Genomic DNA, 26,956 nt, shown 5'->3' with positions numbered 1-26,956 from the left:
AATAGAGGAAAAGGATTAATGGAGGTATGGATATGCAATTCCTGAATGGGAAAGAGGAACGAATGTGGGCGATGATCGTACATCTATCCGCCTTCCTTGGTTTTATCGTTCCGTTCGGCAATGTACTAGGACCTTTAATCGTATGGTTGATCAAGCGTGAAGAAGGAGCCTTTTTTTATCAGCATGGAAAAGAGGCACTGAATTTTAGCATCTCAGTGACGATTTATGCCGCAATTTCGAGTTTGTTGATCATCATTTTTATCGGCGTACTATTATTGGGAGCCCTCTTTATTTTTTGGGCGATCTTCGTTATTATCGCTGCGGTAAAAGCGAATGAGGGAAAAGAATTCCGTTACCCGCTCACTCTCCGGTTTATAAAATAACCGTTTTTGGAAAAGTCGTTCCACTTGGGACGGCTTTTATATTTGTTTGAATTTTCTATTAAAAAAGAGGGTGAACAGTCGTTCATCTCGAATTAAAAGAGAGTGTAGTTGGTGAAGGGGGAGTCAAATTATGTTGACGGGAGTGACGATAGTTGATTTTTCTCGCCATCTTCCAGGTCCGATTTGTACGATGCGCCTGGCTGATTTGGGGGCAGAGGTCATCGAGGTGGAACCGTTTCACGACAAAGCTCACTCACCGTTAACCAGGCCTTCTCATCCTGAAGCTAGAGAGACGGGAGCGTTTTACCTGCGTTCACATCGCAATCATAAAAGTATTTCCTTGAATTTGCGGACGAATGAGGGAAAAGCGCTCGCGTTTGCTCTGGCCAGACAGGCTGATGTCGTGGTGGAAAGCTATCGACCAGGTGTAATGCGACATTTGGGACTTGATTACGATCGCTTGTGGGAGATGCACCCTGCGGTCATTTATTGCTCCGTGACGGGCTATGGTCAAAGCGGCGAGCTATACCAAATAGGGGGACATGACTTGAATGTCCAGGCAGTAAGCGGATTTCTCTCATTGGTTCGCGATCTGGAAGGCAAGCCTGTCGTTGCAGATATTCCGCTATCTGATTATGCACTCGGGTTGTATGCCAGTGAACAAATATGCGCGGCGCTTGTGCAACGTGCACGGACAGGACGAGGAGCTTATTTGGATGTTTCGTCGGCTGACTTGTTTAGTTCTTGGACAGGGCTGCATGCACTGTTCATGTTATACAGCTCCTCGATTGGACGGGAGACCGGGAGAGGGAGTTTGCTGGCGTATCAGGTCTTTGAGACAGCAGACGGTCAGTATGTCGCACTTGCTGCGTTGGAAGAGAAGTTTTGGCTTAATTTTTGCCGCGCGGTAGGAAGAGCAGACTGGGAGATATGCTATCGAGCTAGCGTTGCTGAGCATCCGGAGGTGTTTGACGATATGAAAGCACTGTTTCTGTCCAGAACCCAAGCCGAGTGGAGTGAACTGGGTAGTGAAGTGGATTGCTGTCTGACCGCCGTTGAAGATTGGGAAAACTGGGTAGACAATCCGTACGTTGCGAACAGGGAGATAGCGTATACGCTTCCTTATTTGGAAAAGAAGTCGCCCGATCAAGAGGGGAGCTTCGCACATCGATACAGAGCGGAACGATTGTCACCCCCGTGGCACACCGATTACACGCACGAGCTGCTCAAGCGCAAGCTGAACCTCACAGAGGAGGATTTGAGCAGGCTGCAAATGCAGGGGGTTATTCCTGCAGCTTCTTTATAGGAAAGGGTGAGAAAAATGATGGAACAGGATCATCATACGCAACTGATCGTAACAAAAGCTGGTGGAATCTGCACGATTACACTCAACCGACCACAGGTCCTTAATGCGATGACGGTTGAAATGTTTTCCCTTTTGCAGGACGCGCTCGCAAAAGCCTCAACAGATGAGGAAGTCGATGTGCTTATTTTGCGGGGAGCGGGGGGGAACTTTTGCTCCGGTGCTGATTTGGGCGTGTTGACTGCCCTGACGGATAAGAGTGACGCTGATCAATCATTGACGATCATTAATGATTTCATCACCAACTTGCATCAAATGCCAAAGCCTGTGATTGCAGTGATCGAGGGAGTAGCCGTCGGAGCGGGACTCAATCTCGCGTTGCATGCTGATTTCGTCATTGCGAGGGAGGACGCTCTGTTGCAGGAGCCTTTTGTCCAAATCGGTCTGACAACGGATTTTGGCGGGACATACCTTATGCCAAGGCTTGTTGGTACGGCGTGGGCGAAGCGTCTCGCACTGCTGGGAGAAAAGATTACAGGGAAAAAAGCGGAGGAAATCGGCTTGATCTATCGAGCGGTAGAAGCTAGTCAAGTCGAAAGTGAGGTTGAAAAATTGGTTGCTGCGGTACGTCGCCTGCCGAAGCAAGCGTATGCGGTAACAAAAGAAGGATTGGGACGCTGCCAGGCAAACGGCCTAGAATATGCACTGGCCTGGGAAAAGCAACAGCAGCCGTCCCTAATCGCACGTCCTGAATTTCAGGCGCTTGTACAAGCGAAGCTGAAGCGCACGTAGAGGTTTATTTTGGCAATGGGATGTTTAGCTCATGAATGCGCTGTCCTGTCGCTGCACTTTCCTCGAACAAAGAGAGCACAGGTGATTTTGCGCTTGGGTCCAGCTTGAGATCGATGGAAAAGCTCCCCCAGTCAGGAGCGCCCATGCTAGCTGTCACAAAGCTATTTGCCAATGTCTTGTCTCCGTCCGTCACGACGAATCGTACGTTGGCTTCGTTCACGCGCGCTTCACCCTTAATCGTATATTGTCCTTCACCTGTTTTGGTGATCACAATATTCCGAAACGATTCATTCTCGTATCGTCCCTTGTCCTCGCCAACAGGATGAGAATGTGTGCTAGCTGCTGCGGGCGGAATGATTGTGGGGAATGATACAGCAGTCAAGCTCATGGCGAGTAAGCAGGTTGTCAGCATATTTGTTCGAAATTGCATGTTTTTTCTTCCTTTCATTCGTTTTCCTCTCTAGGTTGGCGAAATTGGAGTGGAACTATTCTTGGGAGTTAAAATGTGTATCCTTCGTGAAGAAGGGATGAGATAAAAGTCCAAAGGGAACTTTATCCGTTGAGCAAAGGACCATTCTATGATAAAGTAGGGATATCAAGATCCTGCGATGTACGATAGGCCGTAAATGTTTCTAACCTTATACGTGTTTTTCGGGAGACGGAAACTGTGATGGATGTCAGGCCCACCTCCTTTTTGGATGCATGGGAAGACTGAAGTGCAGAAGGGTCGCCCACCTGTGTGAGCGCAGGTTATAGAAACATGAGGTCAACGGCAGAGCGGGGACTTGGCCGTTTATGAATGCAATGAATTGCCGATAGCACAAAAACCACTTGGAATCTGCTTCCAGGTGGTTTTTGTTTTTGTACCTTGATTAATGGGTGGTTTTGTTTTGCTTGCCCGAGCCGTGCCCCTGCCCTTGTTTTTGGGAGCCCTGGTCTTGGTCCCCGTGATCGACAATGGTCAGGTCCTTTTCAAGTGTTTGGGAGTCTTGGGCATCTTGAAGAATTTGATACATTTGCAGGAAGTTTGCTTTTTGCCCCTCAGGAATTCCTTTAATGCGAACGGTCAGTTCTTGCGGGCCGCCGCCACTTTGCTGTTGCCCACCTTGGCTGTTCCCTTGCCCGCTGTTTTCGTTTGAACTCGGCTGCTCATCAAGAAAGCTGAGAAACATTGAGTCGCTGTCTTGGTCTTGTTGGTTGTTCTGTCCGTTGCCGTGTGATTGCTGTCCTTGTCCGTTTCCACCTTGTCCGCCCTGTCCGCCTTGCTGCTCAAACAGCACGTTGAATTCGTTAAGATCGGTCTGGATGATGCCAATGACGTTCATCCTGATCCTCCTTCCAAAATAGAAATGATGCTTCAGCCCGGATGTTTGGAATGATGGACTCCGTGCCGTTGCAGGTAACCATGGAAAAAGTATTCGACCACCGTAATGGCAAATGCCGTCAACAACAAACCAGATAAGGATATGGTCTGACCAAACAAGTAACAGCCAAGCCACAAGGAGGCAAACACGAACAAGAAATCAGCGGAGCTCGCAAACGTATTGTTCGTACGCGGAAGGATTGTCAAATCAAGTACATAACCCAGTAAACTGACAATCACGCTTGCGAGCACTGCAAACATAAGGGACGTTCCCGACCACCAAAGCCCTGGAATGGCAATGATTCCGTTAAACAAGAGCTTGAGAACGATGTTCAAAGAGCGAACACCACCTTTCATGCCCTTAGTATGAACTTAGGTAGTCGCACTATTCGTAGAAGAGGTGTTTGATTTTAAACGGCGGATCAGTGCTTCATTGGGTGTCACATACAGCGTTCGTTGCTGCTCGTAGATCACATAGCCAGGCTTGGCCCCGCTCGGTTTTTTTACATGCTTGACGAGCGTGTAATCTACGGGAATTTGACTTCCTTCTTTGGCGCGACTGAAATAAGCCGCCAGATTTGCTGCTTCAAGCAACGTTTCATCCGAAAATTCACGAGCGCGAATGACTACATGGGATCCAGGGATATCCTTGGTGTGCAGCCATGTTTCTTGCGACGATGCGAGCTTGTTGGTCAAGTATTCATTTTGCTTATTGTTTTTACCGACCAAAATTTCAATGCCGTCCGAAGAAAAGTACGTATCAAGCTCTGGTCGGGTATCTTTTTTCTTGCGCGGACCGCGTTTTTTACGATCACGCATGTAGCCTTGCTCAACGAGCTCCTCGCGAATTTCTTCGGCATCTTTTAAGGTGGCATGTTCCAGTTGAACCAATACGCCGTCCAAATACAAGAGTTCAGCCTGCGCTTGCTCAATCTGCTCACTTACGATGGAAATGCTGTTTTTGGCCTTGTTATACCGCTTGTAATACGACTGCAAATTTTCCGATGGGGTCTTCAACGGATCGAGCGGAATTGTGATGGTACCTCCCGCTTCGTCATACCAATTGACTGTGACGAGTTCGCGATCCCCTCGCTTCAATTGGTGCATATTGGCGGTCATCAATTCACCGTACAGGCGGAACTGATCTGCTTCATGCGCATCTTGCAGTGTTTGCTCGAGCTTCTCGATTTTCTTTTCATTTTTATTGCGCTCAGATGTGACAAAACGAATTAAATCGTGTGCACGCTGCTTGACAGTGTCACGGAGCGCCTTTCCTTCGTAAAATGCCTGCAAGCATTCTTGGATGGAAGGATAGGGGGTGGTAACCCCATTTGAGAGATGAGTCAGCTCAACGACGTGAAAATACGCTTTGCCATTTGCCTCTATAATGGATGGCAAATACTCATGAGCGTTGATTGCCTTCATCACCTGTGAAAAGGCAGCCCACAGTGTTTCACGATTCGCGAGGCCAGCTCTGTGCAAAATTTCTTTTGCCAATAAGGGGCTAATCCCGGTGTAGCCATCTACGATTTGCTTGTCCAAACGGCCGCCGTTCCAGTCGAGGGAAGAAATAAACGCTTGCTCGGTTACAGTGAGAGGGTCGCGTTTATCTTGGCTCGGAGGAGAGACATAAGGTCTGCCAGGCGTAACTTGTCTGTACTGGCTAATGGCGAGCGTCACATGCATGGCGCTATCCAAAATCATTCCGGTTGCAGGATCGATGAGGATGATGTTACTGTGCTTGCCCATGATCTCTACAATAATTCGACGGACAGCCGTGTCACCCAGCTCATCTCGGGTGCGTACGTCGATGTGAATGATTCGCTCCATCCCGATTTGCTGGACAGATTCAATTACGCCGCCTTCACAATGCTTGCGCAATAGCATGCAAAACATCGGAGCTTCCAGCGGATTCGTGAATTCTTCTGTCGTGATGTGCAAGCGGGGATAGGTCGGGTTTGCAGACAGGAGGAACTTTACCGTTTCTCCTTGTGTCCGTACTTGCATAACAATATCACTATGGTGGGGCTGGTGGATTTTCGAGATGCGTCCTCCAACCAGTTTATGTAATTCCCTCGCAACGGAGCGGGTTACTACGCCATCAAATGCCACAAAGGTCACCTCAGATCAAAAAAATGGCTAGAATAATAGATAGAGAGCTGCCAGTCACAGTGTAGCATAAGTCAGAGCAAGGAGGAATCTCATCGTGGTGGGGTTGCTTCGGTTGACACTGCTAAGAGTTGTCTCCTATAATAAATTAACGATTTTGCGTCTATGGAAGTGAAAACTTGTGATTCGAAGCATGACTGGTTACGGTAGAAAAGAAGATAGCAAAGGCTCCATTCGAGCAACAGTCGAGATTCGTGCAGTGAATCACCGCTTTTCTGAGATTGTCGTGCGCCTGCCCAAGACATGGAATATGCTTGAGGATTCGATTCGTAAGCTGGTCGCGCAGTATGTCAGAAGAGGGCGTGTCGATGTCACTGTCTCAGTGGAAGGGAAAAATTCCTCTGCTACGGTTATGGACATTGACTGGGATGTAGCTGAACAGCTAGTCTCCATTTCCCGCGAGATGACTCAGCGTTTTTCGCTTGAGACGCCTTTAACCGTCAAGGATCTGCTACACTTTCCTGGCGTGATACATACCAAAGAGTCAGAGGACAATGTGGAGGAACTGGCAGAGTGGCTCCAAGACCTGGTCAGGGGCGCAGCAATGGATCTCGTTTCGATGAAAGAAACCGAGGGTAATCTGCTGAACGCTGATCTAGCCAGTCGCCTGACTGCCGTCAACACATGGACGCGGGAGATCTTCCAGTTGGCCCCACTTTGTAGGGAAGATTACAAGGGCCGACTTGAGCAACGCGTAAGTGAGTGGGCCGGTTTGACACCTTTTGAATTGGACCCTGCTCGTGTAGCGCAAGAGGTTGCCTTTTTCGCTGATAAAAGTGATATTAGTGAAGAGTTGACCCGTTTAGATAGTCATTGCCAACAGTTTGCTATTCAATTAGGCAAAGAAGAAGCAATTGGTCGAAAACTGGATTTTCTGCTCCAGGAAATGAATCGGGAAGCCAATACGATTGCTTCCAAAGCGAATCATTTGCGCATTCAGCATCTGGCTGTCGAGATCAAGACAGAACTGGAGAAGATGCGGGAGCAAATACAGAATGTCGAGTAGCATGAAAGGATGGGCTGGGCCGTCATGGCAATCAAGCTAATCAATATCGGTTTTGGCAACATCGTCAATGCCAACCGCATTATTTCAATTGTAAGTCCGGAGTCCGCTCCTATCAAACGGATCATCCAGGAAGCGCGTGATCGCAACATGCTTGTGGACGCTACCTATGGGAGACGTACACGTGCGGTAATTATTACAGACAGCGATCACGTGATTTTGTCAGCGGTACAGCCAGAAACAGTGGCACAGCGCTTGACTACGAAGGATGACGAATCGGACGAATAAAGTAGGAGTGTAAACAATGAGTATGGTTGATCGTGGTCTCCTTTTGGTTCTTTCCGGACCAGCTGGTGTGGGAAAAGGAACAGTATGCAAGGCGCTTCGTGAAGTGATGCCTGATCTGGTTTATTCTGTTTCCGCTACCACACGCCAGCCGCGTCCTGGAGAGGTGGAGGGAGTTAATTACTTTTTTAAAAGCCAGGAAGAGTTCAAGCAGATGATTGAAGAAGATGCTCTTCTGGAATGGGCAGAATACGTAGGAAATTACTACGGAACACCTCGTCATTTCGTGGACGATATGCTGAATGAGGGGCGCGATGTCATTCTTGAGATCGAAGTTCAGGGTGCTCTTCAAGTAAAAGAGCGCTTCCCGCAAGGTACATTCCTGTTCCTGGCTCCGCCTGATTTAAACGAACTGGAAAACCGGATCGTGGGTCGCGGGACAGAATCACAAGAGATCATTCGCAAGCGCATGGAAGTGGCGCGTGCTGAAATCGAGCTCATGGACCACTACGATTATGTAGTCGTCAATGACGTCATCGAATCGGCTTGCGATCGAATTCAAGCGATTATTACAGCGGAACATCTGAAAAAAGAACGTCAGGTTCACAAATATAGTAAATGGTTACAGGAGGTCGAATAGAATTATGTTGTATCCATCTATTGATGAGTTGACTGAAAAAGCGGAGAGCAAGTATATCCTGGTGACAGTAGCATCCAAGCGTGCGCGTCAGCTTCGCGAAAACAGTGAAGTTCAAGTGGTGAGACCCAAATCCAAAAAGTTTGTAGGTTTGGCACTGGAAGAGTTCATCTCCGACGAGCTCGTTCACGAGTTTTTGGACGGTCGCAAATAAGCAGTCACCTTTAAAAACAACCTCACGAGGTTGTTTTTTTCGGATTTCGGATAGGGAGAAAGGAGAGAGGGCAGATGCATTCGATTGCAGGAAAACGTATTGTTCTTGGAGTATCTGGCGGCATTGCTGCTTACAAGGCTGCTGCACTAACCAGCAAGCTGACACAGGCAGGTGCATTGGTGCATGTCATTTTGACAGAGAGCGCCTTACAGTTTATTCAGCCTTTGACGTTTCAAGCCTTGTCTCACCTGCCTGTTTATACAGATACGTTTACTGAGCCTGATCCACATGTGATTAGCCATATTGAACTGGCTGATCGAGCTGATCTCGTTTTGATCGCGCCAGCAACAGCCAACGTGATTGGCAAAATGGCGAATGGCATAGCGGATGATATGCTGACGACGACTGTACTGGCTACGAAAGCGCCTGTCATGGTCGCGCCTGCCATGAACGTCAATATGTACAATCACCCTGCGGTTATCGCAAATATGGATAAGCTTACGGCTTATGGTTATCGGTTTGTTGAGCCAGGTGTGGGGCTCTTGGCATGTGGCTGGATTGGCAAAGGACGTTTGGCGGAGCCAGAGGAAATCGTCGAAGCTGTTCGTCAATGGTTTGCTTCCGATGAGACCAGACAAACGATCCGAGAAAAAGATTTGCTGGACAAGCACGTACTGATCACAGCGGGACCGACTCGTGAAAAAATTGATCCAGTTCGTTACATAACTAATCATGCTTCAGGAAAAATGGGCTACGCTATCGCGGAAGCGGCACGAGACAGAGGGGCGAAGGTCACACTGATCAGTGGACCGACTGCCTTGGCACGTCCTGATGGAGTGGAATTCATCGCGGTGGAATCGGTACAAGAAATGTTTGATGCCGTGATGGAGCAGTTGCCAGACTGTGACATCGTCGTCAAATCAGCAGCAGTGTCCGATTATCGCCCGAAGCATGTAGCTGAACATAAGATGAAAAAGGGTGATGGTCCACTCGACCTTGCGCTAGAGAAAGCACCCGATATTTTAAAGACCATTGGTGAGCGGAAAACGAAGCAATTCGTTGTAGGCTTTGCAGCAGAGACTCAAAATGTGTTACAGCATGCCCAGTCCAAGCTGGAGCGAAAAAACCTCGATATGATCGTAGCCAATAACGTATTGCTCGAGGGAGCTGGTATGGGGAGCGATACGAATATCGTGACCTTGCTAACTCGTGGCGGAGAGCAACTGGCATTGGATAAATTGAGCAAGCGGGCTGTGGCAGATAAGCTGTTTGATGCTGTCCTTGCAGTGCAAGAGCATAGACCGCTCCGAAACTTGTCATGATTGCCCAAATTATCGTGGACGTTCCGGTCAATCGGACGAATCGACCTTTTGATTACCATGTTCCGCCTTGGTTGCGTCCACTGATTCGTATTGGCAGCCGTGTGGTTGTCCCATTTGGTCCCCGTCAACTGCAAGGATATGTCATCGGGATCGTAGAGGATGACGAAGCCATACCAGATCGTTCGCGACTAAAAGACGTCGTGCAGGTACAAGACGACACTCCTCCTCTTACGCTAGAGCTGCTAAAGATGAGCGAATGGATGTCTAAGCAATACTTGTGTCCATGGGTAACGGCTGTACAGGCGATGCTTCCGGCTGTGCTCAAAGGGAAGTCGGAGAAGTGGCTGACGGCGACAGACGCATTAGACGAAGAAGTATGCGGGAGATCGGGCCTTCTGTGGGAATTGTTTCGCAAACGGCAACTACCGCTGACAGAAGTGGAGAAACAATTTGCGGAGGAGTATTTGCTCGTTCCGGGTTGGATACAGAGTGGTCTGCTTGCTACTGAATATCAAGTAAGGGACAAAATTACCCGTAAGCAGCAATCATTTGTCCGGAGCTTATTGGATGAGGGTAAGCTGGAAGAAGCGATTAGTTCGTTGCCTGCACGGGCAGAGCAGATGCGCCGTGTCCTTCAACTGATGCTCATGCACAAGGAGCAGTCATTATCTGTACAAATGCTGCGGGATGAATACGGAATAACGCGTTCTCCGCTGAAAAGCCTGGAATCAAAAGGCTGGATCGCGATCGAGCAAGTGGAGGTTTACCGGGACCCGTACGCCAATCGACGTTTCCAGGAAAAGCAAAAACCGGTCTTTACCCCGGTACAGGAAGCGGTACTAACGCCTATCTTGCAATCGATTGAATCGGGAACCTATGCTTCTTACTTGCTGCACGGCGTTACTGGAAGCGGTAAGACAGAAGTGTATCTCGAAGCGATCGAACGCACGTTGGAAAAAGGGCGGGAGGCGATCTTTCTCGTTCCGGAAATTTCACTGACTCCGCAAATGGTGGAGCGCTTCAAGGCCCGTTTTGGTGCAGACGTCGCTGTTTTGCACAGTGCGTTGTCACAAGGAGAGCGCTATGACGAGTGGCGCAAGATCATTCGCAATCAGGTCAAAGTGGTGGTAGGTGCACGATCTGCCATCTTTGCTCCGTTTCGGAATGTTGGTTTGATTGTGATCGATGAAGAGCATGAGAGCTCGTATAAGCAAGAAGAAACCCCGCGCTACCATGCACGGGAAGTAGCCCTGTGGCGAGCGAAAGAGAATCAGGGTGTACTCGTCATGGGAAGCGCAACTCCTGCCTTGGAGACGTATGCACTGGCTACACGAGGCCGATACGAGCTGTTGCGCATGCCAGAGCGTGTCGGGAATCGCCCGATGCCAGAGGTACATGTTGTGGATATGCGCGAGGAGCTTCAGGCCCAGAATCGTTCGATGTTCAGCAGGAAACTACATGAGATGATTGCAGATCGATTGGCAAAAGAAGAGCAGATGGTCATTTTCCTTAACCGAAGAGGCTTCTCTACCTTTGTCATGTGCCGATCCTGCGGCTATACGATGCGCTGCATTCATTGCGACATCTCGCTTACTTATCATAAAACGAATCATACGGCGCGCTGCCATTACTGTGGATACACTATCGCACAGCCTAAGCATTGTCCGGAGTGTCAGAGTGAGCATATACGTTTTTTTGGTACGGGAACGCAAAAGGTGGAAGCAGAGCTGGCAAAACTTTTCCCAGGTATCCGGGTCATCCGAATGGACGTGGATACAACCTCGCGAAAAGGCTCTCACGAAGAGCTGTTAAACAAATTCCGTTCAGGTCAAGGCGACGTTTTGCTCGGTACGCAGATGATTGCCAAGGGGCTCGATTTTCCACGAGTGACGCTGGCGGGCATCATTGCAGCGGATACGTCTTTGCATCTGCCTGACTTCCGTGCTGCGGAAAAGACATTTCAGCTCCTGACACAGGTAGGTGGACGCGCAGGACGGCATGAGTTGGACGGCGATGTCGTGATTCAGACGTATACGCCAGAGCACTACAGCATTATTCACGCGACCAAGCATGATTATCCCGCATTTTATCAGGATGAAATGATGCATCGTAGACGAACAGGCTACCCACCGTATTTCCGTCTCGTATTAATTACGTTTAGCCACGAGGATGTACCTGTTGTTATCCGCGGTGCGCATACAATGGCTGACTATTTGCGGCAGCGTTTGGCGCAGACAACGATCCTCTTGGGCCCAGTCGCTTCGCCCATTGCAAGGGTGAAGGATAGATTTCGTTTTCAGATCATGCTAAAATATCGTGATGAACCGCAACTGTCAGCCTTGCTCGCTCAGGCGACGGCTGCGTTTGAAGAATGGAACAAACAGCAGAAAGTATTGATGACGATTGACGTCGACCCTTACGTACTGCTTTAGGGAGGATATGAAACACATGGCGATTCGCACAATTGTAAAACATCCAGATCCGATTTTGCGTGAAAAGGCAATGGTCGTAACCAAATTTAATTCCAACTTGCACAAGCTGCTTGATGATATGGCAGATACGATGTACGATGCAGACGGTGTAGGCTTGGCTGCTCCACAAGTAGGCATCTCCAAGCGTGTCATCGTGATGGATTGCGGTGATGGACTGATTGAAATGATCAATCCGGAAATCGTTGAGCATGAAGGGGAGCAATACGATTATCCAGAAGGCTGCCTGAGCATTCCTGGTCTGCAAGGAGACGTTCGTCGCCACAAGTGGATCAAGCTGCGCGGTCATGATCGTAACGGGAATGTAGTTGAGCTCGAGGCAGACGACCTGTTGTCCCGTTGCGCTCAACATGAGATCGATCATTTGAATGGTGTCCTCTTTATCGATGTAGCTGACAAGGTGTACAAAGTAAACCCGAACCAGGAAGGGGAATAACCATTTGAAAGATGCTCGCATCCTGTTTATGGGTACGCCTGACTTTGCTGTATCGAGTCTTACGGCTGTACTCGAAGCAGGCTACAACGTGATTGGAGTCGTAACACAACCCGATCGTCCCGTTGGACGCAAGCAAGTATTGACGCCGCCCCCCGTGAAGGAGGCGGCTTTGCGTCATGGACTTTTGGTATTGCAACCAGAAAAAATCAAGGCAGAGGAAGCGCTTGAAGAAGTGTTGGCGCTCGAGCCTGATCTAATCATTACCGCAGCGTATGGGCAGATTTTACCTAAAAAACTGCTCGATGCACCGAAATATGGCTGCATCAATGTGCACGCCTCTCTTTTGCCGAAATATCGCGGGGGTGCCCCGATTCATAAATCGATTGTCGAGGGAGAAGCGGAAACAGGCGTAACCATCATGTACATGGTGGAAGCTCTCGATGCAGGGGATATGCTGTCCAAGGTAGTCGTGCCGATTGAGGAGCGCGATACCGTAGGGACCTTACATGACAAATTGGCTGCGGCAGGCTCTGAGCTGTTGATGGCTACCGTCCCGCGTCTGTTTGCTGGTGAGCTCGTAGCAGAGCAACAGGATCATTCGGCAGCGACTTTTGCCCCGAATATCAAGCGTACAGACGAAAAAATTGACTGGAGCCGTTCAGCGGAACAGATTTACAACCAAGTCCGCGGCTTGAATCCATGGCCGGTCGCATTTACTACATGCGAAGGAAAGATTTGGAAGTTGTGGTGGGTAGAAAAAATGCCTACGTCGGGCGAAGGTAAAGAGCCGGGAACGATCATCGCCTGTGAGGAAGACGGTATCGTTGTCTCTTGCGGTAGTGGTGCAGTGAAAATAACCGAATTGCAGCCAGAAGGCAAAAAACGTATGAGTGCACTCGACTTTTTGCGTGGAGCGGGCAGCAGCATTGAAATCGGCACAAAGGTAGGAGAATAGTCCGTGGCAAAAAAGGGAGCTCGCGATATCGCCCTCGATGTTTTGAACAGGGTAGAAGAACATAAGTCCTACAGCAATCTTGAGCTGCGCAATGTCTTGGATCGGGAAAATCTCAGTGCAGTAGATGCAGGGCTGGTAACAGAGCTTGTGTACGGTACCATTCAGCGCAAGTTGACGTTGGATCATGTCCTGTCCCATTTTGTCGGGAATAAAAAGGTCCAGACTTGGGTTCGTAATTTGCTGCGTCTCAGCTTGTATCAAATTCACTTTTTGGATCGTATTCCTGAGCGTGCTGCCGTACACCAGGCGGTTGAAATCGCCAAGAAACGCGGTCACCAAGGGATTGCTTCGATGGTCAACGGTGTCTTGCGCAATGTGTTGCGCCAGCCGGATGTGTGGGAGCGTCAGCCAAAAGGTGGCCGTGCCTTGCAAATCGCCGTAGCCTATTCTCATCCAGAATGGCTTGTGCGTCAGTGGCTCGCCGTATATGGCGAAGAGACGACGATTGCGATTTGCGAAGCCAACAACAGAACCCCGCATAGCTCTGTCCGGGTCAATGCATCGAAAACGACGAAGGATCAATTGCTGGACAAGCTGGCGGAAGAAGGGCTGGAAGGACAAGCATCGACTGTCAGTCCTCATGCTATTCTGATGGAAGGCGGACATGCAGCAGGCTCTCGCTTGTTCAAGGAAGGCTACTTCACGATCCAGGATGAGAGCTCTATGCTCGTAGCACCAGCTCTTGCTGCCGAACCAGGCATGCGTGTACTGGATGCTTGTGCGGCACCTGGTGGAAAAACAACGCACATAGCAGAAATGATGGGAAACCGCGGGCAAATCATTGCGAGTGACGTGCATGCGCACAAACGCGATCTGATTGCGAGTGCAGCGAAAAGACTCGGGATTACGATCATCGAGCCAATCGTTAGTGATGCGCTGGACCTACCTGAACAAGCGTTGGGAACTTTCGATCGAATCCTGCTGGATGCGCCATGCACCGGATTTGGCGTGATTCGTCGCAAGCCTGATCTGAAATGGAACAAAACACCTGAAGATGTCCGTGCGATTGCTCAGCTTCAGTACGAACTGCTTAAGACATTGGCGTCGATGCTTGCTCAGGGTGGCGTGATGGTTTACAGCACATGTACGATCGAGCCAGCAGAAAACCAGGAGATTGTTCGCCGCTTTGTCGAAGAACACCCTGATTTCGTATTAGATGATACACTGGCACAAGACCTGCCTGAGGCTGTCAGAGGGCATGTCGATGAAACCGGAGCCTGCGTACAAATTTTGCCTCACCATTTCGAGAGTGATGGATTCTTTATCGCGCGATTGAAACGAAGAGGATAAGGAAACGGACATACAAACAAGGGGTGGCGCACCAACAGGTGGAAAATGCCACTCCTTTGCCTTTGTTTGCGAGCGCGCGTATTGGTTTACACTAGGAAAAGTGACGCATTTATGAATCTGGATGTCAAAACCGTTTGAAGCGAGACGCCCCACGAGGTACAATGATAGAATGGATTTAGGCAAGCAATGATTTTGAGGATGTGGAGATAGAATGCCGTTAACGACATTTACAAGCGCAAAGCCGCTTATTTACAGTTTGACACAAGATGAAATGAAGGAATGGCTGGTTAGTGCTGGCGACAAAGCATTTCGTGCGCAACAAATTTTTGACTGGCTATATGTAAAGCGCGTCACTACTTTTGACGAGATGAGTAATTTGTCCAAGGACCTGCGCGAAAAGCTGGCTGATACATTCCGCATGGAGCCACTCAAGGAAATTACGCATCAGGAGTCGCAGGATGGGACGATCAAGTTTTTGTTCCAGCTTGTCGATGGACATGCGATTGAGACGGTGATTATGCGTCATAACTACGGAAACAGCATTTGTGTTACGACACAGGTGGGCTGCCGTATCGGATGTACGTTTTGTGCCTCTACATTAGGTGGACTAAAGCGTAACCTGGATGCAGGTGAAATCGTCTCTCAAGTATTGACGGCACAACGCAGATTGGATGCGGAAGGTGAGCGTGTAAGTCACGTTGTCGTCATGGGGATCGGGGAGCCTTTCGAGAACTTCGAGAGCTTGATGGCGTTCTTGTCCGTAATCAACGATAACCGTGGACTGAATATCGGTGCTCGTCACATAACGGTTTCCACCAGTGGAATTGTGCCGAAGATTTACGAGTTTACTGAACGAGGCGGACAAGTGAACCTGGCGATTTCCCTGCACGCTCCAAACACGGAGCTGAGAAGCCAGTTGATGCCGATCAACCGCGGCTTCCCGCTCGATAAGCTGATGGAAGCATGCCACCATTACATTAACAAGACAGGGCGCCGTATCAGTTTTGAGTACGGTCTTTTCGGTGGGAAAAACGATCAGCCTGAGCATGCAGAGGAACTGGCCGAACTCATTGGCGACATGCTTTGCCATGTGAATCTGATCCCAGTGAACTACGTACCAGAGCGTGATTATGTGCGTACGCCTCGCAACGAGATTTTTCAGTTCAAACGCATTTTAGAGGAAAAAGGAATCAATGTGACCATCAGACGCGAGCAAGGCAGTGACATTGCTGCTGCTTGCGGACAATTGAGGGCACAACACGCTAAAGAAACCGTGGGGTGATGCCATGGAAATCGCGATGAAATCCCATGTTGGCCGCGTTCGTCAGGTTAACGAGGACTATTATGCCTGTGTGACCGATTTAAACGGACGCGTGCTCGCCATTGTAGCAGATGGTATGGGTGGCCATCAGGCTGGTGATATCGCCAGTCGCCTTGCTGTTGAGCGAATAGTAAAAGAACTGCGTCACCTAGATGGGGACCTCGAAGCAGAGGATGTGCGTGAGCAATTGATGAACGCTATCCTGCTGGCGAATAAAGAAGTCTATGAATATGCGGTTGAACATCCGGAGTGCAGTGGCATGGGCACAACTGTGGTTGCTGCCTTGTTCGATCAATCCACTGTGATTACCGCGCATATTGGCGACAGCCGTCTGTATTTTTACAACCAAGACGGACTGGTCATGAAAACAGAAGACCATTCCCTTGTCAATGAGTTGGTGAAAAGTGGACAGATTACAGCCGAGGAGGCGTCTGTCCACCCTCACCGCAACGTCATTATGCGTTCGCTCGGGACTGAACCGGATGTGCTCATTGATCTTGGGCAGTTTGAATGGTCAGAGGGTGATGTCGTCTTGATTTGCTCAGATGGACTGAGCAACAAGGTCAGTCATCCTTCTTTAGAAGAAGGTTTGCAGAAACAGATATCGTTACAAGCGAAGGTGGACGGTTTGGTGCAGGAAGCACTGGATGCCGGTGGGGAAGATAACATAACGCTGGTTGCCGTACGAAATACGCTTGATGCCGGTCAGGAAGAGGGGTGAGAGAGATGGAAGGTCAACGACTGGGAGGACGATACCAAATAGAATCCCGCGTCGGTGGGGGCGGTATGGCCATTGTATACAAGGCCAGAGATTTAATTTTGAATCGTCCAGTGGCAGTCAAAGTGCTGCGTTCACAGTTTGGTACGGACGAAGATTTCGTCAATCGTTTCCGACGTGAAGCGCAGGCGGTGGCGAGCTTATCTCACCCCAATGTGGTTGGGGTGTATGATGTCGGTCAAGAAGGCGATACCCATTACATGGTGATGGAGTACATAGAAGGCTACACGTTGAAAGAAGTCATCATTCAACGTGGTGCGTTGCCGGTAGAAGAGGCAGTGCGGATCGCCGAGCAAATTTGCGATGCACTCGATCATGCGCATCAAAACCAGATCATTCATCGAGATATCAAGCCGCATAACATTATGATTGGAAAAAATGGTCGGGTGAAGGTTACGGACTTCGGGATTGCGCGAGCCGTTACATCAGCAACGATTACGCATACGAATGCGATGCTTGGCTCTGTCCATTATTTTTCACCAGAGCAGGCGCGCGGTGGGATTACCGGGGAAAAATCCGACATTTACTCGCTGGGGATCGTCTTGTACGAAATGGTGACGGGTGAACTGCCGTTTTCCGGTGATTCGCCTATATCAGTGGCGCTCAAGCATTTGCAGGAGCCGCTTCCAGAGCCGCGCCAAGTCAATCCGGCTATCCCGCAGAGTGTGGAAAATGTCATTTTGAAGGCGCTGGTAAAGGATCCGTTTCTCAGATACGCATCCGCGAGCGAAATGCTAGAAGATTTGGAGACCTGCCTGTTTCCAGAGCGATTAAACGAAGAAAAGCTGACGTTCCCGGTGGATGAAGAGATGACGCGTGTGGTGCCGATCATCACACCTGACATGCTCGAAGGTCATGCCAATGGCAAAACCGGGGGAGCGGGGCGTGGTCGCTATGAGCAGCGTACGGAAGAAGAGGACGCCAAACCAGCCAAGAAACAATGGTGGGTCAAAGCCCTATTATGGGTAGGCGGTATTGGACTGTTTTTCGTACTGGCATTCTTCGGATTTAACTTACTGTTGAATCTGTTTCCTTCCGTTCCGGAGGCACAGGTACCTCATGTGGAAGGAATAGAAGTAACGCTCGCCGAGAAGAAGATTCAGGATGCCAAACTTGTTGCCCGTATCGTGGAAGAAGCCAATGATACGATAGAAAAGGGAATGGTGATACGCCAAGACCCTGCACCTCCCATGCGGTTAAAGGAAAATTCCGTTGTGACCTTGTATGTAAGTAAAGGACAACAAGAGATCAATATGCCAAATCTGGTTACGCTGCCTCGCGCAACCGCAGAGGAAGCATTGAAAAGCAATGGATTTAAACTGGAGAATGTCACTTTCGTAGAGGAAGAGGACGACAAGGCCGAGGTAGGAACGGTTATCAAGCAGTCTCCAGCCGCAAATGAAAAGGTGTTCCCGACCAAAACAAATGTGACGGTCACGATTAGTAAAGGAAAAGCCTTCGTGAAAATGCCGGATGTGCGGAATTTATCGGTAGAAGCTGCACAAGTAGAATTGTACAAGAGAGGACTGACTGTTGGGAAAATCACCGAAGTGCCTACTTATAAGACGGACAAACCAGGTATTGTTCTCAGTACTCACCCTTACGATCCGGGAATGGATGTGCAAAAGGATGTAGCGGTTCCTCTTGAGGTCAGCAATGGCCAATATCCGCAGGACGCCAAGCTGGCAAACGTTCCGGTTTATGTAGAGGTTGTGCCTGGTGAAACACTGGAAGTGAAAATTGAAGTGACAGATGCTCGTGGAGAGGCAAAAGTTCTCCACACAGAAACGATCACCGAAAATAAAGAGTACGATGTACCAATCGTCTTAGCGCCTCAGAAGGACTCGGTAGTCAAGGTCTTTGTGAAACGATCGACTGATCAAGGCTTCAATGAATACCAGACGATTCCAGTTTCGTATAACAGCTTGCCATAGTGTAGTGGAGGGACATGAATGCCAGAAGGACGGATTGTGAAAGCGCTCAGCGGTTTCTATTATGTAGCCGACGGAGGGCGAATCTACAGTTGCCGTGCACGAGGGCTCTTCAAGAAAAAAGATGCAAAAGTAAATCCACTGGTTGGGGATTGGGTCGTCTACGATGCAATCAATGAGGAAGAAGGCTATATCATGGCGGTGGGCGAACGGACGAATGAGTTGGTTCGTCCGCCCGTTTCCAATGTGGATCAGGCGGTACTCGTCTTTTCGATGTACAAGCCGATGTTCAGTCCGTTACTGTTGGACAAGTTCCTGACGCACACGGAGCGTGCAGGGATTGATTCCGTGATTGTGCTATCCAAAGCCGATCAAGTGTCGGAAGAAGAGGTAACCGAAATCGTGGAGAAATATGAAGCGATCGGGTACCGCGTGATTCCGACTTCAACAGCGGATGAACGCGGTGTGGAGGAAGTGCGTGAGATTTTGAGGGACCGTATTTCGGTTTTTGCAGGTCAGTCAGGTGTAGGCAAATCCTCCCTGATCAACATGCTGTTTCCAGGTGTCAGCCTGCAGACAGGAGATGTCAGCCAAAAGCTCGGACGAGGAAAGCATACAACGCGTCACGTCGAACTGATTCCGCTTGCGGGCGGCGGCTATGTGGCAGACACACCGGGCTTCAGTTCACTCGAATTTATCGATTTCTCCGAGCTTGATCTGGCGGAATCCTTCCGGGACTTTGCCGATCGCAGTTCGGAATGCAAGTTCCGCGGCTGTCTTCACGTAAGCGAGCCAGCTTGTGCCGTACAGGCCGCACTGGAAGCTGGTGAGATCAATGAACAGCGCTACGAACACTACAAACAATTCCGCGAAGAGCTAAAAGAATACCAACGGAGGAACAAACCATGGTAAAAATCGCACCTTCTATCCTATCTGCTGATTTTGCCCGTCTGGGTGAAGAAATTCTCGATGTCGAGAAGGGAGGAGCAGATTGGATTCACGTGGATGTGATGGATGGACACTTCGTTCCAAACATTACGATCGGCCCTCTGATTGTGGAGGCGATTCGCCCGGTGACCAAGCTGCCTCTCGATGTACACTTGATGATTGAGGAGCCAGATCGCTACATTCCGCAATTCTCGAAAAGTGGGGCAGACTGGATTACTGTTCATCAGGAAGCATGCCGTCATTTGCATCGCACGCTGCACTTGATCAAGGAGCAAGGCGTGAAAGCAGGAGTGGTATTGAACCCGGCTACACCGATTTCCACAATTGAGCCAGTCCTTGCTGATTTGGATATGGTTCTCCTCATGACAGTGAACCCTGGTTTTGGTGGACAAAAATTCATTCACAGCGTTGTGCCAAAGGTTGCCCAGTTGCGTCAAATGCTGAACGAGCGTGGCTTGGGTCATGTGGAAATCGAAATCGATGGCGGTGTCAATGCACAAACAGCACGTTTGTGCGAGGAAGCAGGAGCGACTGTCCTCGTTGCAGGCAGCGCGGTATTCAATCAGGCAGATCGCGGTCAAGCGATCGCTGCGATTCGTGGATAGTAAGAATAACACGTAGCTGTAAGCTGACGACGATATGCAATCGGCGTCAGCTTTTTTGTGCTTTCTCCTGTTTATGTCGTTTGTAATCATCTGAATATTGTAACTAATTATATGATAAATCAATTAATAATAAAAATAAAAGTATAATTATAGTTCATACTACAAATAGAATAAAATCGAATTTTTCCTACTATTACAAGGTTTGTTGGTCGTATATGGTAAAGGTTAATTAACAAAAATAAAACATTTTGGAAAATATTGCTTTTTAATAAATATAATGATTAAATCAAATTATCCAGATAGTGGTAAAAATTTCCTATCTGAGAGATACTGGCCAGTATCAAGAAATGTTTCTCGCCCTCTAAAAAAAATCAGGAGTTGATCATGTATGAAATCGTTATGGAAAAACAGTGTAGCGGTTCTCACCATTCTCTCCATTCTGCCATTTTCACAAACTGCCGTGCACGCTGAACAAAAACATTCGGAGCCGATCTCGATTTCTCAAGTAGACGTGCAAACGAAAAAATTGTCTATCGAAAAAGAAGGTTCATTGACAGCGGTTGAACGAGCTTTCGTAGGAAAAGTAAAATCGAAGAAGGGTGTACATCGCCAAGGCGACCTGTATGTGGTCTCCCGTGGTGAAATGCCTACCTCTGGCTACAATTTGAAGGTTGTTGGAACTCAGCAAGGATGGGAAATGCTCACGGTCTATGTAGAGCTGACAAATCCTGCTCCAGAAGAGATTACAATGCCAGCGGTGCACACACCTTATATCATTGTGCGTGCAAGCCTACCGCCGTACACAACTATGGTGTTTATGGATGCGAATACAGATAAGGTGTTGTTCCGATAAACTGCTTGATGGATAGAAATATAAAAAGGCCGGATGATTATATCCGGCCTTTTTTCGTGCAGAGCAGCTATTTTATTTCGGATGAGTGGTAAATTAAGGCTGATTCGATGTTACATACGTACCGGCGATCAAATCATGGATCGAGCGTTTATCCTGACGAACACCAACCATGATGGCGCTGACGATTATACCAAGACCGAGTGTAATGACATACACGATTCCTCCAACTAAGTTGCGTAACAGCATGGTTCCGATTCCTACAGGCTCTCCATCGATTCGGGCGATGCGAATAACGGCAATTCGTTTGCCCACTGTATAGCCATGCCAAAATACAGGCACGAGGAGGCTGTACAGTGAGGAGATGATATTGGTAACAAGATTGTCTTCTGTATTGCCTGTAATGATATAGGTGATCAGTAGTAGCGGTAGTCCGATAATGATTGCATCTAGCAGACCGGCACCCAGCCGGCGCCAAAATCCTACGGGATTGCTTGGCGATGTGGTGATTGATTCCATGTTTTACCTCTCCTTGTTATTCGAATAGGAATATATATGACTGCCCATTCGAAAATAGTGCAGATAAGGCTCCGTCGTTAAATAGACGGAGCCTTAATTTTCCATAAAATTATACACCTGTAAATTTATTATGACAAGGTTAAAAACATCCGAAGCATTACGGCAATCCTGCCAGGAATGGCGTCAATGACGATATGCTCGTGGGAAGCGTGGGCTCCATCACCTACAGGTCCCAAACCGTCAAGCGTTGGTGTTCCTGCATCAGCGGCGAAGTTTCCGTCGCTTGTTCCACCGACACCTTGCTCAGTCAATTCAAATCCTTCCAGACGCGCTTGTTCCTGCGCATGCAAGAACAGTTGCTCGGTACCCGCCGTTCGTTCCATGGGGGGCTTGGTGATCCCGCCTTCTAGGGACAGCTTGGCTTCGGGATGGACAGGAGTCAACTGACTCATCAATTGGGTAATACGCTCGCTTTCCTCGCGGCTTTGGATACGCACATCGATTTCTGTCATGGCAAAGTCAGGTACGACGTTCGATGCACTTCCGCCTGTAATGGTACCGACAGACAAGGTAGTGCCTGCCTCATAATTCGTAAACGATTGAATATCGAGGACGTGGTGAGCCAGCTCAGCGATCGCATTGATCCCCTTAGCGTGATCATTGCCTGCATGTGCAGCGCGACCTGTTACTTTTAAAATGAAGTCTCCGCCACCTTTGCGGCTTGTTTTCAAAGAGCCATCTCCTGCGGCAGGCTCCAGTACCAATGCATATTTACTTCTTTTTGCTTCCTCTCTAATGAGCATTTCGGAGGAAACACTGCCAATCTCTTCGTCGGTGTTCCAAAAAAAGACGAGCTTATTTTTGGGCGAAAGATTATGTTCCATCATGGCGCGCAGGGCGAAATAGCTAAAAACGATCCCTGCTTTCATGTCGTATGTACCAGGCCCATAGAGTCGGCCATTTTCCTCGCGACAAGGCTCAACGGCTAATGTTCCAATCTCTTTTACGGTATCGAAGTGACCGAGAATGAGGATTTGCTCGTCGCCATCTCCATACTCCATTCGCAGCTGATTTCCATATTGTTCTTGTGGCAAGCTCTCTACCCGACACCCCAATTGGCGAAAGCGTTCGGCAATCAGGCTGCCTAATCGATCGACAGCTTGCTTGTTATGGGTAGGTGTTTCCATCTCTACATATGTACGCAGTTCCTCAATAATTTCTGGGAGCTGCTGCCGAAAATAGGTCGTCCAGTTTTTTTCCATGTCAGCCTCCTGTAATTCCTTTTACTAGCACTATAAAGCCTTGTTTGCTTTTCTGCCACAAAAATAAAGATTTGTGCATAAAATTCTGTATATTGCGCGTTTAAAATGTAAGTAAAAAATGATTGAAATTGTTCAGATTATGAGTAAAATAATCATTGTGATGCATAAATATAAGTTTTCATGCAAATTAATGCTACGAATAGACTGCTTTATGCGTAAAAATCAGAACAACGGGGGTTCATCATGAAGAAAACAAAATCATTTATTTCTCTGGCACTTACTTCTATGCTTGCGGCAGTCGTGATCGCTGGATGCGGTACAGGCAATCAAACCGCAACAGGACAAGCACCTGCACCTTCTACTGGCGATAAGAAAACATTGGTCATGGCTACTTCTGCTGACTATAAGCCATATGAATATCACGACCTGAGCAGCGGAAAAGATGAGATTGTCGGCTTTGACATTGATATCGCGAAATATATTGCTAAAGAGCTCGGCTATGAACTGCAAATCAATGACATGAACTTTGACGGACTTATTCCGGCACTGCAAACGAATCGCGCGGACTTCGTTATGGCTGGCATGACAGCAACACCTGAGCGCGAGAAGAACGCTGATTTCTCTACCATCTATTACGATGCGAAAAATACGATCGTAGCAAAGAAAGACAGCAATCTGACCAAGCCTGAGCAATTGGCTGGCAAAAAAGTGGCGGTACAGCTCGGTTCTATTCAGGAAGGGGCAGCAAAGGAGATTGCAAAGACTGTTTCCGGCTTGCAGATCACTTCGCTGAACAAGCTACCTGAGATTGTCGAAGAAGTAAAAGCGGGTCGTGTAGATGCTGCTATTATCGAGGACACGGTAGCGAAAGGCTTCGTGGAAAACAATGACACTCTTCAATTCACCACTCTGGAAGAAAACGAACAGAATGGCTCTGCTGTTGCGTTTCCACAAGGATCGCCACACGTAGAGAAATTTAATGAAGTTATTAAAAAGATGCAAGAAAACGGAGAAATGGACAAGCTGATTCAAAAATGGTTCGGTCAATAATCTCTCCAGGCAACGAAGAATAACGGTATAAGCAGCAAGAGGGGAGAATGGGCATGAATTTGGATTTTGCACAAATCGTGCCCTATATTCCTTTCATATTGGAAGGGATAAAGGGCACGCTACTTGTTACTTTGATTTCGGTTGTATTAGGATTTTTCTGGGGCTCCATCCTCGCACTCATTAAAATTTCGAATGTGAAATTGCTAAACTGGATCGCGGTTGCCTATACGTCTGTATTCCGCGGGACACCTTTGATTTTGCAGCTGACCTTTGTTTATTTTGCAACGCCACAGCTTACTGGCTACAACATTTCGCAACTGGAAGCAGCTGTACTGACGTTTACACTAAACTCAGGTGCATACATTTCTGAGACGATTCGCGGTGGAATTTTGGCGGTGGATAAAGGGCAGTGGGAAGCGGCCAAGGCGCTTGGTGTACCATATCACCGGATGATGCTCGACATTATTTTGCCGCAGGCTGTCAAAAATATCTTGCCTGCACTTGTCAATGAAACAATTGCGCTCTTGAAGGAATCTGCACTCGTTTCTACGATTGGTCTTGCAGACATCATGCAGAACGCGAATGTGGTTAAAGGCACCATCTTCCGCTATTTTGAGCCATACATGATCGCCGGTACCCTGTACTATGTCATGGTTATGATCCTGACTTGGGTAGCTCGCGTACTGGAACGGAGGATGAGACTCAGTGATTAAGATCGATAACATTACGAAGTCATTTGGACAACTGAATGTATTGAAGGGCATCACGACGAACATTGGAAAAGGGGAGGTTGTCGCCATCATCGGTCCATCTGGATCGGGGAAGTCAACGCTATTGCGTTGCATCAACCTGATGGAGACACCAACGACGGGTACAATTACGATCAACGGACAGGAAATCACAGCTCCAAAAGCTGACGTGATGGGCATTCGTCAGCAAATCGGGATGGTTTTCCAGCATTTTCACCTGTTTCCGCATATGACGGTATTGAAAAACTTGACCTATGCCCCAATGAAAGTAAAAGGCATGTCTGCGGCAGAAGCAGAACAAAAGGCGAAAGAGCTATTGGCGCGCGTAGGGTTGGCAGACAAAGCGGATGTCTTTCCATCACGCTTGTCAGGGGGTCAGAAGCAGCGTGTAGCCATTGCCCGTTCGCTGGTGATGGAGCCACAAATCATGCTGTTTGACGAGCCGACCTCTGCCCTCGACCCAGAGATGGTCAAGGAGGTTTTGGAGGTTATGAAGGGGTTGGCTGATAGCGGAATGACCATGGCAATCGTCACGCATGAAATGCGCTTTGCTGAAGAGGTGTCAGACCGTATTTTGTTCCTCGATGATGGTCGTCTCTTGGAAGACACGCCACCAGAAGAGTTTTTCCAAAAGCCAAGAAGTGAACGTGCCCAGCAGTTTTTGGAGAAGGTTCGGTAATACAACTAGCCGCAGTGCCGATGAGGCAGCGGCTTTTTTCTTTGACACGAGCATAGACTTGGGCTAGAATCAGAAACATTATCAGTGTAAAAAATTTTTTGTTTATTCTATTTTGAGGAGTGACTATTTTGGATCGTCAACGGTTGGTCATTTTGTTGGAAATGGCGATGATGGCGGCTCTTGCAATTGTGTTTAGTCAGATCAAGGTTTTCGATATGCCACAGGGCGGCTCTGTATCCCTGGTGATGGTGCCAATCGCGTTGATCGCTGTTCGCCGTGGACTCGCTGCTGGTGTCATTACAGGACTTGTTGTCGGATTTCTTCAATTGCTCTTGGGCAGTACAGTTGTCCATCCAGTTCAGCTGTTGCTGGATTACCCGCTCGCTTTTGGTGCGCTGGGTCTCGCTGGGCTTGTTCGCCTGTCTGGCTACGAAGGAACGAAGCAACGAATCATGGTACTGTGGAGCGGCTTGTTCATCGGCGTGATTGGACGATTTGTCTGCCATTTTCTATCGGGTATTATTTGGTTTGGCAGCTACGCGCCAGAAGGTGTACCCGTCTGGCAATATTCCCTCATTTATAACATCACGTATTTGCTGCCAGAAATGATAATCGCAGGAGTCGTCTTGACAGTTGTGCTTAGCAGCGCATCGCAGCTCCTGTTCCCCGCACGCGATCGAGTCGCATAAGAAACAGGAAAAATAGGTATCAAGTACAAACTATCCACATAATGTAATCAGGCAGCGAGTTCCGTTGCCTGATTTTTTACTTCTTAGGCATATACTTTTTTCATGTGGCAGGATACATGTTTATCCGACAGCAGAATATGATGTAATATGCACGTTTTTGAGAACACCTAAAGGAGGTGCGGCACGAAATGGGATTGCGCTCCTATCGCCTGCGACAGGGGGGCGCCTTGCGACGTGTTCTCGGGGTTGCGTTGGCTGTCGGGGGAATCACCATTTTCTTGTATTGGGCACCTCCGTGGGTTTGGTATAGCCTATTGGCATTAGCACTCATAGGGGCCGGCGTGTATTTGTATCGTGTGTAGTAATTTCGGTGAGGAGGGGTAGCATGCGGTTTTACACCATCAAGTTGCCGAAGTTCCTGGGTGGCATGATTCGGGGCATCATCGAGGCGTTCAACAAGAAAAAGTGAAGCTTCGGCCCCGATTCTCCTTTGGGAGAAGAGTGGAGAAACGGGAGAAATGCAAAAAAGCACCTCGAGGGTGCTTTTTTTCGCATAGCTGAGATCAACTATACGCGAGTTACGAGACCGGATTTCAGTGCTCGAGTACTTACATAAACGCGCTTCGGTTTTCCATTTACGAGAATGCGCACTTTTTGTACGTTGACACCCCAAGTGCGGCGAGTTGCGCGCATGGAGTGGGAGCGAGCGTTTCCAGCTTTAGCAGATTTACCTGTTACAAAGCAACGACGTGCCATTACAATCCACCTCCCTTGTTACATATAAACGGGATTTCCTTTGTGGGAAATACAAATACTCGACTATATTAGCACAACATTGCTGTCAATTGCAATACTTGACAACATGATTTACCCC

At 48.5% G+C, this 26,956-nt stretch carries 31 protein-coding genes and 1 other RNA gene; 25 read left to right on the top strand and 7 right to left on the bottom strand.

What is annotated here, in order from left to right; genetic code table 11:
* Positions 1 to 32: 32 nt before the first annotated feature.
* From PMI05_RS26040 to PMI05_RS26030, 3 genes are all read left to right on the top strand, one after another.
* Positions 33 to 383, top strand: a complete 351-nt coding sequence (locus PMI05_RS26040) for a DUF4870 domain-containing protein (RefSeq protein WP_007728403.1) — start codon at positions 33 to 35, stop codon at positions 381 to 383.
* 130 nt (positions 384 to 513) lie between these two features.
* Complete coding sequence (locus PMI05_RS26035) at positions 514 to 1,689, top strand: CaiB/BaiF CoA-transferase family protein (protein WP_007728401.1); 1,176 nt, start codon at positions 514 to 516, stop codon at positions 1,687 to 1,689.
* 18 nt (positions 1,690 to 1,707) lie between these two features.
* Positions 1,708 to 2,478: an enoyl-CoA hydratase/isomerase family protein gene (locus PMI05_RS26030; RefSeq protein ID WP_007728399.1), complete on the top strand. Its 771-nt coding sequence runs from the start codon at positions 1,708 to 1,710 to the stop codon at positions 2,476 to 2,478.
* Positions 2,479 to 2,482: 4 nt separating this feature from the next.
* On the opposite strand, the gene PMI05_RS26025 is transcribed toward PMI05_RS26030, so the two are convergent.
* Positions 2,483 to 2,908: a Gmad2 immunoglobulin-like domain-containing protein gene (locus tag PMI05_RS26025; protein ID WP_007728398.1), complete on the bottom strand. Its 426-nt coding sequence runs from the start codon at positions 2,906 to 2,908 to the stop codon at positions 2,483 to 2,485.
* A gap of 167 nt (positions 2,909 to 3,075) precedes the next feature.
* On the opposite strand from PMI05_RS26025, the gene ssrS reads away from it, so the two are divergent.
* A non-coding RNA gene (ssrS, locus tag PMI05_RS30360) (6S RNA) lies at positions 3,076 to 3,266 on the top strand.
* An 84-nt stretch (positions 3,267 to 3,350) separates the two neighbouring features.
* Here the strand turns inward: ssrS and PMI05_RS26020 are convergent.
* The 3 genes from PMI05_RS26020 to PMI05_RS26010 are packed head-to-tail and all read right to left on the bottom strand — an operon-like array spanning position 3,351 to position 5,953.
* Positions 3,351 to 3,803 carry a hypothetical protein gene (locus PMI05_RS26020; RefSeq protein WP_007728397.1) on the bottom strand — a complete coding sequence of 151 codons (453 nt, stop codon included), beginning with the start codon at positions 3,801 to 3,803 and terminating at the stop codon, positions 3,351 to 3,353.
* Between the two features lie 32 nt (positions 3,804 to 3,835).
* A complete protein-coding gene (locus PMI05_RS26015; protein ID WP_007728396.1) occupies positions 3,836 to 4,177 on the bottom strand; it encodes a DUF2512 family protein in 342 nt (113 codons plus the stop codon).
* A gap of 36 nt (positions 4,178 to 4,213) precedes the next feature.
* Complete coding sequence (locus PMI05_RS26010; RefSeq protein ID WP_007728395.1) at positions 4,214 to 5,953, bottom strand: NFACT family protein; 1,740 nt, start codon at positions 5,951 to 5,953, stop codon at positions 4,214 to 4,216.
* Between the two features lie 178 nt (positions 5,954 to 6,131).
* Here PMI05_RS26010 and PMI05_RS26005 point away from each other — a divergent pair, with 178 nt between their 5' ends.
* From PMI05_RS26005 to PMI05_RS25935, 15 genes are all read left to right on the top strand, one after another.
* A complete protein-coding gene (locus tag PMI05_RS26005) occupies positions 6,132 to 7,016 on the top strand; it encodes a YicC/YloC family endoribonuclease (RefSeq protein ID WP_007728393.1) in 885 nt (294 codons plus the stop codon).
* Between the two features lie 24 nt (positions 7,017 to 7,040).
* Positions 7,041 to 7,301: an extracellular matrix/biofilm regulator RemA gene (gene remA / locus PMI05_RS26000; protein ID WP_015891999.1), complete on the top strand. Its 261-nt coding sequence runs from the start codon at positions 7,041 to 7,043 to the stop codon at positions 7,299 to 7,301.
* A 16-nt stretch (positions 7,302 to 7,317) separates the two neighbouring features.
* Positions 7,318 to 7,938: a guanylate kinase gene (gene gmk / locus PMI05_RS25995; protein WP_007728389.1), complete on the top strand. Its 621-nt coding sequence runs from the start codon at positions 7,318 to 7,320 to the stop codon at positions 7,936 to 7,938.
* A gap of 4 nt (positions 7,939 to 7,942) precedes the next feature.
* Positions 7,943 to 8,149 (top strand): DNA-directed RNA polymerase subunit omega, encoded by a 207-nt coding sequence (rpoZ, locus tag PMI05_RS25990; protein ID WP_007728388.1) that lies wholly within the window; start codon positions 7,943 to 7,945, stop codon positions 8,147 to 8,149.
* A 74-nt stretch (positions 8,150 to 8,223) separates the two neighbouring features.
* On the top strand, positions 8,224 to 9,471 hold the full coding sequence (gene coaBC, locus PMI05_RS25985; protein WP_007728386.1) for a bifunctional phosphopantothenoylcysteine decarboxylase/phosphopantothenate--cysteine ligase CoaBC: 1,248 nt from the start codon (positions 8,224 to 8,226) through the stop codon (positions 9,469 to 9,471).
* Positions 9,468 to 11,903 (top strand): primosomal protein N', encoded by a 2,436-nt coding sequence (gene priA / locus PMI05_RS25980; protein WP_007728384.1) that lies wholly within the window; start codon positions 9,468 to 9,470, stop codon positions 11,901 to 11,903. Before coaBC ends, priA begins: the two co-directional genes overlap by 4 nt.
* A 16-nt stretch (positions 11,904 to 11,919) precedes the next feature.
* The gene (def, locus tag PMI05_RS25975; RefSeq protein WP_007728382.1) at positions 11,920 to 12,396 is read left to right on the top strand and encodes a peptide deformylase; all 477 of its coding nucleotides are present in this window, start codon (positions 11,920 to 11,922) and stop codon (positions 12,394 to 12,396) included.
* A 4-nt stretch (positions 12,397 to 12,400) separates the two neighbouring features.
* Entirely contained in the window at positions 12,401 to 13,351 is a 951-nt protein-coding gene (gene fmt, locus PMI05_RS25970; RefSeq protein ID WP_007728381.1) for a methionyl-tRNA formyltransferase, read from the top strand.
* A gap of 3 nt (positions 13,352 to 13,354) precedes the next feature.
* Positions 13,355 to 14,701, top strand: a complete 1,347-nt coding sequence (gene rsmB / locus PMI05_RS25965; RefSeq protein ID WP_007728379.1) for a 16S rRNA (cytosine(967)-C(5))-methyltransferase RsmB — start codon at positions 13,355 to 13,357, stop codon at positions 14,699 to 14,701.
* Positions 14,702 to 14,912: 211 nt separating this feature from the next.
* A complete protein-coding gene (rlmN, locus tag PMI05_RS25960; protein WP_007728377.1) occupies positions 14,913 to 15,983 on the top strand; it encodes a 23S rRNA (adenine(2503)-C(2))-methyltransferase RlmN in 1,071 nt (356 codons plus the stop codon).
* Between the two features lie 4 nt (positions 15,984 to 15,987).
* Positions 15,988 to 16,743: a Stp1/IreP family PP2C-type Ser/Thr phosphatase gene (locus PMI05_RS25955; protein ID WP_039961395.1), complete on the top strand. Its 756-nt coding sequence runs from the start codon at positions 15,988 to 15,990 to the stop codon at positions 16,741 to 16,743.
* Between the two features lie 5 nt (positions 16,744 to 16,748).
* Positions 16,749 to 18,734: a Stk1 family PASTA domain-containing Ser/Thr kinase gene (gene pknB, locus PMI05_RS25950; protein WP_007728375.1), complete on the top strand. Its 1,986-nt coding sequence runs from the start codon at positions 16,749 to 16,751 to the stop codon at positions 18,732 to 18,734.
* Between the two features lie 18 nt (positions 18,735 to 18,752).
* On the top strand, positions 18,753 to 19,643 hold the full coding sequence (rsgA, locus tag PMI05_RS25945) for a ribosome small subunit-dependent GTPase A (RefSeq protein WP_007728374.1): 891 nt from the start codon (positions 18,753 to 18,755) through the stop codon (positions 19,641 to 19,643).
* Positions 19,637 to 20,284 carry a ribulose-phosphate 3-epimerase gene (gene rpe, locus PMI05_RS25940; RefSeq protein ID WP_007728373.1) on the top strand — a complete coding sequence of 216 codons (648 nt, stop codon included), beginning with the start codon at positions 19,637 to 19,639 and terminating at the stop codon, positions 20,282 to 20,284. Before rsgA ends, rpe begins: the two co-directional genes overlap by 7 nt.
* Before the next feature lie 388 nt (positions 20,285 to 20,672).
* Positions 20,673 to 21,137, top strand: a complete 465-nt coding sequence (locus PMI05_RS25935) for a protease complex subunit PrcB family protein (RefSeq protein WP_007728372.1) — start codon at positions 20,673 to 20,675, stop codon at positions 21,135 to 21,137.
* Between the two features lie 93 nt (positions 21,138 to 21,230).
* Here the strand turns inward: PMI05_RS25935 and PMI05_RS25930 are convergent, their stop codons facing one another.
* Positions 21,231 to 21,653, bottom strand: a complete 423-nt coding sequence (locus tag PMI05_RS25930; protein ID WP_007728371.1) for an RDD family protein — start codon at positions 21,651 to 21,653, stop codon at positions 21,231 to 21,233.
* Positions 21,654 to 21,781: 128 nt separating this feature from the next.
* A complete protein-coding gene (locus PMI05_RS25925; RefSeq protein ID WP_007728370.1) occupies positions 21,782 to 22,915 on the bottom strand; it encodes a M20 family metallopeptidase in 1,134 nt (377 codons plus the stop codon).
* 243 nt (positions 22,916 to 23,158) lie between these two features.
* Here PMI05_RS25925 and PMI05_RS25920 point away from each other — a divergent pair, with 243 nt between their 5' ends.
* The 6 genes from PMI05_RS25920 to spoVM all read left to right on the top strand — a co-directional run bounded on the left by PMI05_RS25920 (position 23,159) and on the right by spoVM (position 26,551).
* Positions 23,159 to 23,965, top strand: a complete 807-nt coding sequence (locus tag PMI05_RS25920) for a transporter substrate-binding domain-containing protein (protein WP_007728369.1) — start codon at positions 23,159 to 23,161, stop codon at positions 23,963 to 23,965.
* A gap of 53 nt (positions 23,966 to 24,018) precedes the next feature.
* On the top strand, positions 24,019 to 24,678 hold the full coding sequence (locus PMI05_RS25915) for an amino acid ABC transporter permease (RefSeq protein ID WP_007728368.1): 660 nt from the start codon (positions 24,019 to 24,021) through the stop codon (positions 24,676 to 24,678).
* Positions 24,671 to 25,393: an amino acid ABC transporter ATP-binding protein gene (locus PMI05_RS25910; protein WP_007728367.1), complete on the top strand. Its 723-nt coding sequence runs from the start codon at positions 24,671 to 24,673 to the stop codon at positions 25,391 to 25,393. The genes PMI05_RS25915 and PMI05_RS25910 overlap by 8 nt, the downstream gene beginning before the upstream one ends.
* A gap of 128 nt (positions 25,394 to 25,521) precedes the next feature.
* Entirely contained in the window at positions 25,522 to 26,082 is a 561-nt protein-coding gene (thiT, locus tag PMI05_RS25905; RefSeq protein WP_007728366.1) for an energy-coupled thiamine transporter ThiT, read from the top strand.
* A 188-nt stretch (positions 26,083 to 26,270) separates the two neighbouring features.
* Positions 26,271 to 26,444, top strand: a complete 174-nt coding sequence (locus tag PMI05_RS31195) for a hypothetical protein (protein ID WP_007728365.1) — start codon at positions 26,271 to 26,273, stop codon at positions 26,442 to 26,444.
* A gap of 23 nt (positions 26,445 to 26,467) precedes the next feature.
* Positions 26,468 to 26,551 (top strand): stage V sporulation protein SpoVM, encoded by an 84-nt coding sequence (gene spoVM / locus PMI05_RS25895; protein ID WP_005831022.1) that lies wholly within the window; start codon positions 26,468 to 26,470, stop codon positions 26,549 to 26,551.
* Between the two features lie 98 nt (positions 26,552 to 26,649).
* Here spoVM and rpmB read toward each other — a convergent pair whose 3' ends face one another.
* Positions 26,650 to 26,838, bottom strand: a complete 189-nt coding sequence (gene rpmB / locus PMI05_RS25890; protein WP_005831020.1) for a 50S ribosomal protein L28 — start codon at positions 26,836 to 26,838, stop codon at positions 26,650 to 26,652.
* Between the last annotated feature and the right edge of the window lie 118 nt (positions 26,839 to 26,956).

The sequence above is a fragment of the Brevibacillus sp. BC25 genome (genome assembly GCF_000282075.1).
In the GTDB taxonomy this organism is placed as follows: domain Bacteria; phylum Bacillota; class Bacilli; order Brevibacillales; family Brevibacillaceae; genus Brevibacillus.
Note: the sequence above shows the minus strand (reverse complement) of the source record. Positions and strands in the feature narration are given on the sequence as shown.